Source organism: Agrilactobacillus fermenti, from assembly GCF_047943045.1.
In the GTDB taxonomy this organism is placed as follows: Bacteria; Bacillota; Bacilli; order Lactobacillales; family Lactobacillaceae; genus Agrilactobacillus; species Agrilactobacillus fermenti.
Genome location: NZ_CP181347.1, coordinates 471634 through 486142 on the forward strand (window position 1 = coordinate 471634; position 14509 = coordinate 486142).

Sequence of the window (14509 nt, forward strand, 5' to 3'; positions counted from 1 at the left end):
TTTATTATGAATGATTATATTGATAGCATTATAGATCATATGCAGGTGAGGCCCAATCAGACGCTAGCTGAGGAGGTCTATTTGGCGATGCGGCAAGCCATTATTCAGGGTCATGTTGTGGAAGGCCAGCGAATTAATGAAAAGGAACTTTCATCGCGGGCACATATTAGTCGCACGCCGATTCGAGAGGCACTTCATCGATTGACGGAGGAGAAATTGATTAGTTACGTGCCACATGTTGGTGCCGTTGTCACGCGAATCACGCCAGCTGATGTGGCTGAGATTTTTGAGATCAGGATCGTTTTGGACCGCTTAGCAACGTTTCATGCGATGCAAAATATGCAGGCGGCAGATTTTGATGCTTTGGATCAGTTATTGACCGAAACAGAGGCTGCTAATCAAGAAAGTGATATTCCGACCGTGATTCATGGTTTTGAAGCGTTTAATAATTTTATTTATCAGCAAAGTCAAATGCCCCATCTGATATTGATCGTGTCGCGGTTGCGTGATTATTTGAAGCACTTGCGCGATGTTTCTTTAAACGGACAGGAACGGCGCAACAAGGCTTTGCAGGAACACCGGGAAATCTATGAACTAATGCGCGAACAGAATCGGCCAGAATTGGGACGGGTTTTGGCAGAGCATTTGACGTATTCTAAGACATTTATTTTGTCGGAAATGGCGCAAGGTCAGCAACATGCCAATTAATGATCATGGGCTGAAACAGCAGGCGGATCAATTGACGACCTACCTGTCCCGAGCTTTACTGTATGAATTGATACTCTATCCCAAACCCGGGCTAGTTGATCCAGTGGATAATGGCGCCCATCAAGATATGGATGCGTTTACTTTTGTGGATAGTATCACGGCACTAACACCAGTTTTACACGAGTTGGTGTTAGCTGGTCTAAAGTATCCGCAAGAACGACCCTTAGCCGAGCTTTTTCCTGAATTACGTCGACTTGGACAGCAGGCTGACCAAGCAATGTTTGCGGCTACTAAAGGTATCAACACACATAAGGGCGCCATTTTTACATTTGCCTTATTAGCTGCGGGTGTCGGCATTGTCTTACAAGCACGCCAAGTATCGCTCCATGATTGGGATACGAGCATGTCAGCCCAGTTATTCACTGTTCTACCCGAGATTGCTGCCCCGATTCAGGCTGATTTTACGGCAATGACGCAGAAAAAGTCAGCTCCCCAATTAAGCTACGGTGAACGCATGTATTTGACCGATGGATTTCGGGGCATCCGTGGTGAAGCGCTGCTGGGGTTTCCGGTTTTACGTGATTATGGGTTGCCTTTTTTAAGAGCGACACGAACGGCCCCCAAGACTGAACGCTTATTGGATCTACTATTGACACTCTTAAGTCAGACACAAGATGCCAATATTATCCATCGCAGTGATTATCAGACATTGACATTAGTTCAAAAACAGGCAAAAAACATTTTAGCCCAAGGTGGGACGCTCAAGTTAGGCCGCGAAGTGATGCAAAAACTGAATCAAGACTACATTACACGCAATATTAGTCCCGGAGGTACGGCGGATATGTTGTCCGCAAGTGTTTTTTTAGGGTTCTTAGAACAATTGTTTCCAGTGTAATGAAGTCGAATATGTTATGTTTAATAAACAAGCGGGCGACAAAAGTATTCAGCTGCTCTAATAAACAGCTATTTAATGAAGGGAGACTAAATTATGAGTGATCAATATCAAAATGGCCGGATTCACTTAGATCCGGTGGATTTTGCCAAAATGGTAGTTAATTCGCATCAAGTTTCAGATGATCAAGATCCAGAAGCAATTGTGAAACGCAAGTTGACACTATATTTAACAGCAATTGTCATTGCTGAAAAATTCAATCGTTTAGAGATGCAAGATTTGGGTAGTTTAGATAAAGAAAGCTACAATTCTTTGATCGAGCAATTATCTGAACGTACATTTAACGATTGGTAATTTGAATTAAATTGATACTCAAAAACAGACCTGAGCCGTTGTAATGACGGTTTTAGGTCTGTTTTTTTACACACAATTTTATTTTAAATGCCCAGCTTCACTCGCGCTCTAAACGCGCTTGTGAGTCCAGTTTCGTCACCCAACTACGGTTTACTTATGGGACAGTTCACCCATTACATAAACCTAGGTTGGTGCTCCGAAACTACCCGAACTCACTCGCGCTCTGGTTTGAAACGCGCTCATGAAGCTACCTTTGTCACCTAACCCCAATTGCTGGCTGAAGCGAGTGCTTCATCTGCACAATTTGTGTTAGTGCTCCAAAGCTGTCCAGCTTCACTCGCGCTCTTATTTATTGATCATCAATGGTACGCCGCCGGTGGCAATGGTTACGACGATAAAGATGACGAAGATACCTAAAGCCCACTTACCGGCTTCTTTTTGCCAAGCACCCATTTCTAGATCGGTTAAACGGAGTAAGAGGTAAATAAAGGCAACTAGTGGACTTAATAAATGGAAAGCTTGGCCCATTAAGGAAGCCAGACCCATTTGCATTGGTGTGAAGCCATAGGTATAGCCAGTTTGCGCCAATACAGGTAGTACACCGAAGTAAAAGGCATCGTTGGAGAGGAAGAAAACACCAGGGGCAGAAACAAAAGCAACCACTAGACCCCAGAAACGACCGAGGCTATCAGGAATGATACTGCCCAAACTTTGAGCAATGGCTGTAGCCATTCCGGAGCCTGTGAGTAAGCCCATGAAGATGCCGGCCGCAAAAATCAAGATCACGACTTGAACAGCGTCACCAGCGTGATCTTCAATGCGTTCCCGCTGCTGTTTCATCGAACGATAGTTGAGTAATAAGGCTAGCGCTGTTCCGACGATGAATAGGAAAGGCGATGGGAAAGTCCCCATGACCAGTAAGGCAATTAATAATACCGTTAAAATCGCATTGGGCCAGATCATCTTTGGCCGGCGTAATTCCAGGACTTCCGGATCTTTAACAACAGTTAATTCTGTGATTTCTGCTTGGGTCAGATCTACGATACCTAGACGTTTACGTTCTTTACGCCCTAAATAGGCAGCGACAAATAGCATATAAATGAAAGCAATAACCATACCTGGTGCGATCGAACGTAAAACCACGCTTTCATCGATTTTTAAAACTGAGATGGCCCGAGCGGTTGGTCCGCCCCAAGGTAATAGATTCATGATGGTATTTTGCAAAATAATCAAAACACCGAGATTCATCATTTTCATGTCCAGCTTTTTATAAATTGGAATAAACGCCGAACAACAGATCAAAGTTGTCGTTGTGCCGTCCCCGTTGAGAGAAACGATTCCAGCAATTAAAGCGGTGCCGACAAGAATCTTGACAGGATCACCTTTGGCTACTTTGATCACGAACGCAGTAACTGGATCAAACAGACCAGCATCAAGCATAATTGAAAAATAAAGGATGGCGAATAATAGCATGACACCTGTGATAGAAACACTCTCAAGTCCTTTGAGTGCCCATTGACCAATTTTGGGTGGGTATAAGCCGAAAGCAAGACCTAGAATTGTGAAAATTAAGGGAATCGAGATCAAGGCTGTAAATGGTGACAACCATTTTTTCATGATTAGAATCATGAAGACGATCACCATGGCATAACCGAGTAGTGCAAGCATGTTTGTATCCTCCTTTGAAAGGGCTTTTATAAGTTGATTATATATTTAGTTTCGAAATTCACAATCGTTTTTAAATCAAAAGAACATATAAAAAACACTTAATAATGATAAAATGGAATTTTTTGAAAACACTTGTTACATTGTTGAAGCGATATATGTGTTTGTTTGTAAATAAAATAAAACAAGATAATGAATTTTGAACATCCAAAGAACACTTAAGATATATCAACACAAATATAAAAGATTTATAATAAAAGCAACTTAAAGATTATGAAAGGAGTGTGCACATGTTTGGTTGGCTATTCCATCATAAAGAAAAAATGTCAGCACCACCTGGCGTAACTGAAAAGCCGGGAACTACTGATTCAATCGGGTTACCTATATCAACAACAGAGCAGAAAATTGTGACACTGATCAGCGCCGCCATTGCCGCCAAGGATTATCCCAATTCGATTTTTAAAGTGAATAAAATCACAAAAATAAAAAATCGAACAGGCTTACCGATGACCATTATCGAGAAAGATCGCGTGGCTGTTATCGCCAGTGCCATTTTAGCTGGTGATCAAAAAAATAGTCAGTTCCGCGTGAAATCAATCATAAAGCTCAGCTAAGGAGAGAGGCACATATGCTTAGAAAATTTCGCATCAAAATAGATGGTAATGAATATGAAGTAGAGATGGAAGAATTAACCCCTACACCACAGCCACAAGATAGTCAGACACCACCTCAAAGCCAACCAATACAGTCAGAGACGCCAAAGGCAGCCCCCCAAGCACAGCCGGTACAACCCAAGCCAGCTGCCAGCCCGAGCGCAGCTAGCGGCAGTGTGAAAGTTACCGCACCGATGCCGGGGAACATCATTGGTATCAATATTAAAGTTGGCGATGCTGTGGCCGAGAATCAGCCGATACTGATTTTGGAAGCGATGAAAATGGAAAATGAGATCGTAGCCCCACAAGCAGGTACGATCACCAGCATTGATGTAGTCAAAAATGATGTGGTCAATACGGGCGATGTGCTGGTAACGATTGATTAAGGATAGGAGATGACTTTATGGAGACCCTTATTCAGGGCATGACTGCTATCACGATCCAACAAGTGATCATGATGATCATTGGGGCCATTTTAATGTATCTGGGCATCAAGAAGAATTACGAACCAACGCTACTGGTACCGATGGGCTTGGGCACGATTTTAGTGAATTTCCCAATGACCGGTGTTTTGACGCAAACCATCAATGGTCAAAAAACTGAAGGCGTGTTAGATGTTTTGTTCAACGCTGGTATCAGTACAGAATTATTTCCCTTACTCATTTTTATCGGCATCGGGGCTATGATCGATTTTGGCCCCTTACTATCAAATCCATTCATGCTATTATTCGGTGCTGCTGCTCAATTTGGTATCTTTTTCACCGTCATCGTTGCCGCTTTCTTTGGGTTTGATATTAAAGAAGCCGCTTCTATTGGCATCATCGGTGCCGCTGATGGGCCAACGAGTATTTTTGTTTCAAACCAGTTGGCGCCGAATTTGTTGGGGCCAATTGCAATTGCCGCCTATTCTTACATGGCCTTGGTGCCAATTATTCAACCCATGGCCATCAAGCTGGTCACGACTAAGCATGAACGGCGCATTCGCATGTCTTATCAAGCTGAAGCCGTTTCAAAACAGACAAGAATCTTATTTCCCATCATTATTACCTTGATCGCGGGTTTTGTCGCACCAGTTTCTTTACCATTAGTAGGGTTCTTGATGTTTGGCAATCTGTTACGAGAATGTGGCGTGCTGGATCGGTTAAGCAACACGGCTCAAAACGAATTAGTCAATATCGTTTCGATTTTATTAGGCCTAACGATTTCTGTCAAAATGACGGCCAATGAATTTTTAAATGTCCAAACCCTGATGATTATTACCTTTGGGCTAGTTGCATTCATTATGGACAGCATTGGCGGTGTGTTATTTGCCAAATTATTGAATTTGTTTAGAAAGCAAAAAATCAATCCAATGATTGGTGCTGCTGGAATCTCTGCCTTTCCCATGTCCAGTCGGGTGATCCAACAAATGGCTCAAGCCGAAGACAAACAGAATTTTGTTTTGATGTACGCTGTGGGCGCTAATGTTTCCGGTCAAATTGGGTCAGTTATCGCTGGCGGGCTACTATTGGCATTCTTTAGTTAGGAGGTAAATGATGAACGAAACTGTAATTCAAGGCTTTGAGCTCATGCTTTTTGGAATGGCGGGTATTTTTATCGTCCTATTCTTAATTTATCTCGTCTGTATCATCTTGAATCGCATATTCTCGGTTAAGAAGTGAATCATATGACGACGATCAGGGAAATTTACCATGATGGTTTTGACTTATATGAGCCTGCTTGGCAGTCTCTATTGCAAACAGCTGGTCTGACCAGCGATGATCCTGTAACACGAACATTTGGTTTATTTGATAACGATCAATTGGTTGGGACTGTGGGACATCTAGGACCAATTATCAAGCAGGTTGCTATTTTATCAGATTATCAAGGCGGAGCGGCATTTAACGAGCTGCTATCTTATATGATGAACTACTTGGCAGAGCAACAAATATTTCACTATTTTGTTTATACCACGCCGACACATCGAGCAGCTTTTGAACATTTGGGGTTTAGTCTGATTGCTCAAACAGATGGGGTCGTATTACTAGAGCAGGGCCTAGGTAATTTTGAGCGCTATTTACAGCGATTAAAAGCCAAACTACATCCAGGACCTACAGCTGCCATCGTGATGAATGCGAACCCATTTACGTTGGGGCATCAGTTCTTGATTCAACAGGCAGCCCAGGAAAATCAACAAGTCCTGGTTTTGGTAGTTGCCACAGAGGCTTCACTTTTTACCTATCAAGAGCGCTTAGCCTTGGTTCAAGCCGGAACTAGGGTGCTCACTAATGTCACCATTGCGTCAACTGAGAATTATTTAGTTTCGGCGGCGACTTTTCCAACGTATTTCTTAAAAGAACGGGCACCGTTAAAAGTGGCTGCAGTGCAAGCCAGACTGGATGCAACGATTTTTAAGCACTACATTCAGGCGCTCAACATCAACAAACGCTATGTGGGTGAGGAACCAGAATCGCCAGTGACGCAAATTTATAATACGACCATGCAGGCGACTTTTGGCACTGAGATCCAGCTGATCATCAAGCCAAGACAGCGTAACGGGACAGAAATAATCAGTGCTTCAAAAGTTCGGCAAGCGATTCAGGCTGGGGACTTAACCAAGCTGCAAACACTAGTGCCGCCATCAACAGCACATTACATTCAAGCCCATTTAACTGACTTACAACATAGAAGGGAAGATTTTCAATGAGATTGCAACATCAAGCCATTGCTGGTACGACAGAGTCATCGGATATTCAAATTATGATCGAACCTAATGTTGAAAATGAAATCGCTATCAACTTGGACAGCAGTGTACAGTTCCAATTTGGCAAACAAATCAAACAAGTGATCCAAGCGACGTTGTCAAAATTAGATGTGACCAGTGCCAATATCAAGGCAATTGATCGCGGTGCTTTAGACTGTACGGTTAAAGCACGGACATTAACGGCTATTTATCGGGCCGCCGATGTGACTGATGAGATTGATTGGCAGGTGATCGACTGATGCAACGCTTACGGAAAACCATGATGTTTTTACCAGGTATGAACCCAGCCATGTTGAGAGATGCTGGTATTTATGGGGCAGATGCGCTGATGTTTGATCTCGAAGATGCGGTATCACCCGCGCAAAAAGATGCGGCCCGTTTCTTAGTGCATGAAGCTTTACGCACGATTGATTATGGTTCAGCAGAAACGGTCGTGCGCATTAACGAATTAGAAACCCATGGCCGGCAAGATATTTTTGCCATGGTAGATGCAGGGGCACAAGTCATTCGTTTACCAAAGACCGAAACACCACAAGATATTATTGATGTAGCCCAAGTGATCAGCGCAGCTGAAGCACGGTTGGGTAAACCAGCTGGCGGCACCAAGATGATGGCTGCTATCGAAAGTGCTGAAGGGGTCTTGAATGCCCGAGAAATTGCTAAAGCTAGTGACCGTCTGGTGGGGATTGCGTTAGGTGCTGAAGATTATGTGACAAACTTACAGACAAAACGCTATCCAGATGGGCAAGAGTTAGCTTTTGGCCGGGCCATGATTTTACATGCCGCTCGCGCTGCGGGGATTGATGCCATCGACACCGTTTACTCTGATGTAGAAAATGAAGCTGGTTTTCGTGCTGAGGTCGCTTTGATCAAAGAATTGGGCTTTAATGGCAAGTCAGTCATAAATCCGCGTCAGATCCCAATCGTTAAAGAAATCTTTGCGCCAACGCAAGTGGAGATCTATCAAGCTAGTCGGGTGATCAAGGGCTTAGAAGAAGCTAAGGCTAAAGGATCCGGAGTTATTTCTGTGGATGGCAAAATGGTGGATAAGCCTATTGTGGAGCGGGCGCAACGGGTCATGCAATTAGCAGCTGCATCAGGCTTGATCAAGCAAGGGGGTAACAACTAATGGTTAAAAATACAATTGGCCGCGAGATTCCGACTGAATTTGCCGATAAATATGGGGTGTTTAAGGGGGCTTGGGCAAAAAAAGCAGCTTATCAGACCACGGCTGCACAAGTACACCCGGTTCAGCCGACGGATAGTAAATTAGTGGCCTCTATTCACGATGTCATTGAAAAAGTTGGCTTAAAAGATGGTATGACGATCTCATTTCATCATCATTTTCGTGAAGGCGACTATGTTATGAACTTGGTGTTGGCTGAAATCGCTAAAATGGGCATCAAAAATCTGTCGATTGCGCCTAGCTCTATTGCCAATGTCCATGAACCTTTAATTGACTATATTAAATCCGGTGTGGTCACCAATATCACGAGCAGTGGTTTGCGGGATAAAGTCGGGGCTGCAATTTCAGCCGGTATCATGAAAAATCCTGTTGTTATTCGTTCCCATGGAGGTCGTGCTCGCGCTATCAAAGCGGGGATATTCATATTGATGTGGCTTTTATTGGGCGCCATCCACTGACGAATACGGAAATATCAACGGTTATCATGGCAATGCTATCTGTGGCTCACTAGGGTATGCCCAAGTGGATGCCAAGTATGCCGATCGCGTCGTTGCCATCACCGATAATCTCGTCCCTTATCCCAATACACCGATCAGTATTCCCCAAACCGATGTGGATTATATTGTACAAGTCGACAAAATTGGTGATCCTGATGGCATTGCACGAGGGGCGACGCGGTTTACTAAAAATCCTAAAGAATTGATCATTGCTGAATATGCGGCTAAGCTGATTGAATATTCCCGTTACTTCAAAGATGGTTTTTCGTTCCAAACTGGTTCTGGTGGGGCTTCTTTAGCTGTCACACGATTTTTGAAAGCGGCAATGCTGAAGTACAAAATCAAAGCCAGCTTTGCCATTGGTGGCATTACGCAACCCATGGTGGAACTGCTAGAAGAAGGACTGGTTAACAAATTATTAGATGTTCAGGACTTTGATAAACGTTCCGCTGATTCCATTCGTGAGAATGAAAATCATTATGAGATCGATGCTGAAATGTATGCGTCTCCGTTTGCGAAAGGGGCTGTAGTCAATCAAGTTGACGTGGCCGTTCTATCCGCTTTGGAGATCGATACACAGTTTAACGTGAACGTTATGACTGGTTCAGATGGTGTTATTCGTGGTGCTTCTGGGGGCCACTGTGATACCGCCGCCGCATCAAAAATGACAGTCGTGGTAGCACCATTGATTCGGGGGCGAATACCGACAATTGTGGATCAAGTCAATACCGTGATCACACCGGGCGAATCTATTGATGTTGTAGTCACCGAATATGGATTAGCCATTAATCCTAAACGTAAAGATTTAATTGATGCCCTGCAAAATTTAGATGTCCCACAATTTACGATCGAAGAACTCAAAGCTAAAGCTTATGCCATTGTCGGTACGCCGCAGTCAATTGTTTACACGGATCAGGTAGTTGCTTTGATTGAATATCGCGACGGCTCTTTGATCGATGTGGTCCGCAAACCAGGTGAGATCGATGAGTGATGTTTTTGCACAAGGACAATTGGTTACTTTGCCGGAAATGCTGGCTGCTCGTGAAGCATTAGTGCAACAACAGCGCACTTTATTACAGCAAGGGATTCAAACCGTGATTTCTTTTAAATTAAATATTCCTGGGCCAATCAAACAAAATGCGGCACTGGATCGGATCTTTGATTATTACTTGGCGCAACTGCAACGAGTTTTAACTCAAGCAAAATTGCCTTTTGGTTTGGCAACAAAGGCCAATGTGGCAACAGGTAGTTATGCATTGTTGACTGTGGCAGCTGACCCTCTCGTAGTTAAACGTCAGACCTGTTTGTTGGAACAAATGGATCCTTTAGCCCGTTTATGTGACTTTGATGTTTTATATTTAAAGGATCAGCAGGTACACAGCGTTCATCGCACTAGATTAGGACTGAAGCCAAGAACGTGTTTGCTCTGTGGGCAAGAGGCCAAGCTATGTGCTCGCAGTCGTACGCATAGCGTTGCCGAAATGCAAGTAAAAATCTCACAGCTCTATGACCAATTTTTAAAGCAGAATAAAGGATGTGCGTAAATTTGGGCAGAGAAATTAAATTTATGGAAACCGTGTTGCGTGATGGTCATCAAAGTTTAGCTGCTACGAGAATGGCCACTGAACAGATGTTACCGATCGTGGAGAAATTAGACCAAGCGGGTTACTATGGATTGGAAGTATGGGGCGGCGCAACTTTCGATGCTGCCTTGCGTTATTTACATGAGGATCCTTGGGAACGACTACGTCAAATTCGTCAGCGGGTGCATCATACCAAACTATATATGTTATTGCGGGGCCAAAACTTATTAGGCTATCGTAATTATGCCGATGATTTTGTGAAATTGTTTGTCCAAAAGTCAGTTGAAAATGGCATCGATGTGATTCGGATTTTTGATGCTTTGAATGATCCGCGTAATCTAAAAGTAGCCATCGAGACGACTAAGAAGTACGGCGGTGAAGCCCAAGCCGCAATTTCCTATACCACCAGTGCCGTGCACAATAATCAATATTTTTTGCAATTAGCGAAGCAATATGCCGACTTAGGCGCAGATTCCATTGCCATTAAAGATATGGCTGGAATTTTAACGCCAGGAAATGCTTATGAATTAGTCAGTATGATCAAAGATGCCGTCGATCTACCTTTGCAAGTGCATACTCATGCTACCAGTGGCATTGCCACGATGACTTATTTGAAAGCTGTTGAAGCTGGCGCCGATATTATTGACACGGCGATTTCACCTTTTGCCGGCGGAACAAGCCAGCCAGCCACCGAATCTATGGCCGTTAGTCTTAAAAGTCTAGGTTATGGCGTTGGCCTGGATTTGGATACTTTGAATGAGATAGCGGACTACTTTGAACCAATCCGAGCGGAATTCTTAGACAAGGGGATTTTAAAGCCTAAAATTTTAGAGATTGCGCCTAAGTCGTTAAGTTATCAAGTGCCCGGTGGAATGCTGAGCAACTTGCTTTCGCAATTAACGGAACAACACCAAGCCGATAAGTTCGAGGCCGTTCTAAAAGAAGTGCCAAAAGTACGCCAAGATTTGGGCTATCCACCACTTGTGACACCACTAAGTCAGATGGTAGGCACACAAGCTGTGATGAACGTGCTCACACAGGAACGCTATAAATTAGTACCAAAAGAAATTCAGGAATATGTGCATGGCTTTTATGGCCGCCCACCAGCACCCATTGATTCTGGGGTCCAACATAAGATTATTGGTGACGATCCTGTGATCACCCAACGGCCGGCAGATCGCTTAAAACCAGAACTGCCAGAAATAAGAAAAGCTGCGCAAGCATTTGCAGATTCTGAGGAGGACGTGCTCAGCTTTGGCCTATTCCCACAATCAGCCAAGCCATTTTTAATGAAGCGCAAAGATCCCTTCTATGATATTCCAGTACAAGAAGTCACCGTCACAACTGATTTTTAAGCAGAGCGCGAAAATCATTGGGTAGTTTTCGAGTACCAACCTAGACTTACGTGGTGGGGAAATTTTCCCACCAGAAAGTCGATGCCCTTTGGAACGCATTTAAACAGAAGCTGGGTATAATAAAAAAGAGATGAATACAAAACTAACATTTTGTTTCGTCTCTTTTTCCATGACCATTATTGCATTAAAGCAAGGACATCAGCTAATGTTTCCTGAATTTCAGGTGTTGGCGGTAATTCTTGGTGTGCGAGTAAATAATCGAAAGTACCAACTAATAATGACGTTAACAAAGTCAGCTCAAAGGTATTTGGTTCTTTTGCTAATAAAGTACGTAAGTTTTGTTCTAAGACTCGCTTTAGCTCAGTATCAAAATTGGTACGATCTAGTTGAATTGTACGCAAAGTGATGATCTTATCGCGATGTGCGAGTAAAGTATGCTCAATATCTGGTGTGATCAGCGCCGTAATATTTAAAAAAGAATGGTGCTGTGTTTGCTTCAAACTGACCCGTTTTTGCCAGAGATCATTATAAGTCCTCATAAAATCAGCAATCATTTTTTCAGCCAGGTCATATTTATCTTGATAGTGTTTGTAAAAAGTTTGGCGATTGATCATTGCTTGGTCTGCAATGTCAATGACAGTTAATTTATTGAAACCTTTACGCTGCACGAGTTTGATGAAAGCCTGCTGAATTGCCTGTTGCGTACGTTGTTTTCTTAAATCCGCCATATTGCCGATCATCCTCTCTAACAAAGCATTATCAGCAATATTTTGATAACTGTCAACTAGAGTGACAGATGTCTAAAAAGTGTCTTCTAGGTTAACGTTGGGCTGCGTTTTGTCTATGTCTTTTCTGAAAAATCTCTTCTATGCTTAATTTGCTTGATAAAAGGAGGAGATTTAGGTCATGTTTGAAGTTATTCGCAGCAAACATTATTGGTTAGTTCTTATGTTAATTGCAGTCATTATTGGTATTTTTTCGTTTGCATTAATTGGTGTGCGCAATACGACGAAAGTTCGCCAGATTCCAGTGGCATTGATCAATCAAGATAAAGGCGCCTTCAGCCGCAAAGTGGTGCGGCAATTACGACACCGGTTTCGCGGGCATGATGCAAAGATTAAATGGGTTAAGGCTAAGAAGCAAGGCTTGAACAACCAAAAGTATTATGCGGTCGTCACGATTCGACCGGGTTTTTCTCAAGCAATTGCCAAACAAAATCAACGAGTCAAGGCTCAAATCGTGGCTGAAAAGTTGACACAATTGCAGCGGACAAACCAGTTACCAGTGGCTGTTAATCAGCAATTGATTCAAGCTCAAGCCAGTGCCCAAGGATCAGTGCCCCAAGCTAAAATCAAGATTGCCATTAATCAAGGAATGAATGCACAGGTTGCCCAATTATTGACTCAAGCTTTACCAAAGCTTTCAGCGCAACTGACACAACAATTGACGCAGAAACGGCAAAAGCTGCTCACGCAAAACCAGGTCCAATTATCAGCCTCAGCTTGGCGGCAATTATCGCAGCCAATCAGTACATCTGTGCACACTGATAATAAAATCCGTAAAAATACGATTAGTGGGATGGCCCCCATGCTTTTAGTTGCGTTAGCTTGGTTTAGCGCGCTGATTGCTTCAGTATTATTGTGGCGCGAACATTATCGACGTAACGGTTCTAAGGCATTAACCGGAAAAGCTGTTACGAGTCAGTTGCTGACAGGTATCGTCGCTAGTGTCTTTCTTGCCAGTATTGGCTATCTATTTGTAGCTGGCTGTTTCAAACTTAATGTGCCGGATCCGTTTAATTTCATTGGGCTAATGTCAGTCAGCATTTTCGTTTTCTACCTGATAACGACTTGTATCTTGGATTGGTTCGGATTATATGGCTGGCCAATTGTCTTATTGGTTTGGTTCTTCGCCATTGGGGTATTATCGTATGCACCGGAAATGTTAAGTACGTTTGCCCGTAATGGCATTTATAACTGGGTACCGATGCGGTTTAGCATGCAAGCTATTACAAATACGCTCTATTTCCATGCCGGATCAGCAACAACGACTAGTGCGCTTAGCATTCTAGCTATTTTCGGGAGTGTCGCCGCAATTTTGATGTACGGCTCAGGGTATTGCAAACGATTTGTTTTAGCACGAATCAAATAAATGGCGTTTATGATAAGAAACTAGACGTCATAAAAAAGAGACAGGTGGCTGAGGCAAAACATAGTGTTTTGTTTTCAGCCACCTGTTAATTAGTGTCTTTAGACCTAGTTGAGTACCATAAGGTACGAAACAGTAAACCACCCGCTATGCGGTGGGTGTTCAATTGCTATGCAAAAAAGCCCTCTTTTCAGATAGAATATTGGATGTTCAGGCCAATCAATCTATTTGAAAGAGGGAAAACAAATGGCGAATCAATACAACAGTTTGGCACATACCAAATGGTTGTGTAAATACCATATCGTGTTTACACCAAAGTATAGAAGAAAAGTGATTTACAATCAATATCGACGGGACCTTCAAGATATTATCAGGCTTTTGTGCTCTTATAAAGGTGTAAGAATTATTGAGGGACATATGATGCCAGATCATGTGCACCTATTACTTAGTATCCCACCCAAAATAAGTGTCTCAAGTTTTATGGGTTACTTAAAAGGTAAAAGTGCCTTGATGATGTTTGATAAACATGCAAATCTGAAATATAAATTTGGAAACCGTCATTTTTGGTCAGAAGGCTATTATGTGACAACGGTGGGCATCAGTGAAGCAACAATTAGGAAATATATCAGAGAACAGGAAAAACATGATATTGCCGTTGATAAATTAAGTGTTCGGGAATATGAAGACCCTTTTAAGGGTAGTAAGTAGTACAAGCACCCCTTAAG

At 42.9% G+C, this 14509-nt stretch carries 16 protein-coding genes and 1 pseudogene; 15 read left to right on the forward strand and 2 right to left on the reverse strand.

Translation table 11 applies throughout. The features are described 5' to 3' along the window. The first annotated feature begins 6 nt into the window (after positions 1 to 6). From ACNAN0_RS02140 to ACNAN0_RS02150, 3 genes are all read left to right on the forward strand, one after another. Positions 7 to 708 (forward strand): GntR family transcriptional regulator, encoded by a 702-nt coding sequence (locus ACNAN0_RS02140; RefSeq protein ID WP_416353739.1) that lies wholly within the window; start codon positions 7 to 9, stop codon positions 706 to 708. Then, the gene (locus tag ACNAN0_RS02145) at positions 698 to 1603 is read left to right on the forward strand and encodes a triphosphoribosyl-dephospho-CoA synthase (RefSeq protein WP_416353740.1); all 906 of its coding nucleotides are present in this window, start codon (positions 698 to 700) and stop codon (positions 1601 to 1603) included. Before ACNAN0_RS02140 ends, ACNAN0_RS02145 begins: the two co-directional genes overlap by 11 nt. A gap of 93 nt (positions 1604 to 1696) precedes the next feature. Further along, complete coding sequence (locus tag ACNAN0_RS02150; RefSeq protein WP_230913323.1) at positions 1697 to 1954, forward strand: hypothetical protein; 258 nt, start codon at positions 1697 to 1699, stop codon at positions 1952 to 1954. 345 nt (positions 1955 to 2299) lie between these two features. Here the strand turns inward: ACNAN0_RS02150 and ACNAN0_RS02155 are convergent, their stop codons facing one another. Next, a complete protein-coding gene (locus ACNAN0_RS02155) occupies positions 2300 to 3622 on the reverse strand; it encodes a CitMHS family transporter (RefSeq protein ID WP_416353741.1) in 1323 nt (440 codons plus the stop codon). Between the two features lie 287 nt (positions 3623 to 3909). On the opposite strand from ACNAN0_RS02155, the gene ACNAN0_RS02160 reads away from it, so the two are divergent. The 10 genes and pseudogenes from ACNAN0_RS02160 to ACNAN0_RS02205 all read left to right on the forward strand — a co-directional run bounded on the left by ACNAN0_RS02160 (position 3910) and on the right by ACNAN0_RS02205 (position 11636). After that, positions 3910 to 4233 (forward strand): hypothetical protein, encoded by a 324-nt coding sequence (locus ACNAN0_RS02160; RefSeq protein ID WP_416353742.1) that lies wholly within the window; start codon positions 3910 to 3912, stop codon positions 4231 to 4233. Positions 4234 to 4247: 14 nt separating this feature from the next. Beyond that, positions 4248 to 4658 carry a biotin/lipoyl-containing protein gene (locus ACNAN0_RS02165; protein WP_416353743.1) on the forward strand — a complete coding sequence of 137 codons (411 nt, stop codon included), beginning with the start codon at positions 4248 to 4250 and terminating at the stop codon, positions 4656 to 4658. A 17-nt stretch (positions 4659 to 4675) separates the two neighbouring features. Further along, on the forward strand, positions 4676 to 5797 hold the full coding sequence (locus ACNAN0_RS02170) for a sodium ion-translocating decarboxylase subunit beta (protein ID WP_416353744.1): 1122 nt from the start codon (positions 4676 to 4678) through the stop codon (positions 5795 to 5797). A 10-nt stretch (positions 5798 to 5807) separates the two neighbouring features. Then, positions 5808 to 5933, forward strand: coding sequence for an OadG-related small transporter subunit (locus tag ACNAN0_RS02175; protein WP_269073934.1), 126 nt, complete (start codon positions 5808 to 5810; stop codon positions 5931 to 5933). 5 nt (positions 5934 to 5938) lie between these two features. After that, on the forward strand, positions 5939 to 6958 hold the full coding sequence (gene citC, locus ACNAN0_RS02180) for a [citrate (pro-3S)-lyase] ligase (protein ID WP_416353745.1): 1020 nt from the start codon (positions 5939 to 5941) through the stop codon (positions 6956 to 6958). Then, the gene (gene citD, locus ACNAN0_RS02185) at positions 6955 to 7254 is read left to right on the forward strand and encodes a citrate lyase acyl carrier protein (RefSeq protein WP_416353746.1); all 300 of its coding nucleotides are present in this window, start codon (positions 6955 to 6957) and stop codon (positions 7252 to 7254) included. Before citC ends, citD begins: the two co-directional genes overlap by 4 nt. Beyond that, positions 7254 to 8144, forward strand: a complete 891-nt coding sequence (locus tag ACNAN0_RS02190) for an aldolase/citrate lyase family protein (RefSeq protein WP_416353747.1) — start codon at positions 7254 to 7256, stop codon at positions 8142 to 8144. Before citD ends, ACNAN0_RS02190 begins: the two co-directional genes overlap by 1 nt. Continuing rightward, positions 8144 to 9689, forward strand: a pseudogene (gene citF / locus ACNAN0_RS02195) (citrate lyase subunit alpha). The gene ACNAN0_RS02190 and the pseudogene citF overlap by 1 nt, the downstream one beginning before the upstream one ends. Further along, positions 9682 to 10242, forward strand: coding sequence for a citrate lyase holo-[acyl-carrier protein] synthase (gene citX / locus ACNAN0_RS02200; protein ID WP_230914300.1), 561 nt, complete (start codon positions 9682 to 9684; stop codon positions 10240 to 10242). The pseudogene citF and the gene citX overlap by 8 nt, the downstream one beginning before the upstream one ends. Before the next feature lie 2 nt (positions 10243 to 10244). Beyond that, positions 10245 to 11636, forward strand: a complete 1392-nt coding sequence (locus ACNAN0_RS02205) for an oxaloacetate decarboxylase subunit alpha (protein WP_416353748.1) — start codon at positions 10245 to 10247, stop codon at positions 11634 to 11636. A gap of 176 nt (positions 11637 to 11812) precedes the next feature. Here ACNAN0_RS02205 and ACNAN0_RS02210 read toward each other — a convergent pair whose 3' ends face one another. Then, complete coding sequence (locus ACNAN0_RS02210) at positions 11813 to 12364, reverse strand: TetR/AcrR family transcriptional regulator (RefSeq protein ID WP_230914302.1); 552 nt, start codon at positions 12362 to 12364, stop codon at positions 11813 to 11815. 178 nt (positions 12365 to 12542) lie between these two features. On the opposite strand from ACNAN0_RS02210, the gene ACNAN0_RS02215 reads away from it, so the two are divergent. Together ACNAN0_RS02215 and tnpA are read left to right on the forward strand one after the other, a co-directional pair. Continuing rightward, positions 12543 to 13787, forward strand: coding sequence for an ABC transporter permease (locus ACNAN0_RS02215; protein WP_416353749.1), 1245 nt, complete (start codon positions 12543 to 12545; stop codon positions 13785 to 13787). 243 nt (positions 13788 to 14030) lie between these two features. Beyond that, positions 14031 to 14492 carry an IS200/IS605 family transposase gene (gene tnpA, locus ACNAN0_RS02220; protein WP_416353413.1) on the forward strand — a complete coding sequence of 154 codons (462 nt, stop codon included), beginning with the start codon at positions 14031 to 14033 and terminating at the stop codon, positions 14490 to 14492. The last annotated feature ends 17 nt before the right edge of the window (positions 14493 to 14509 follow it).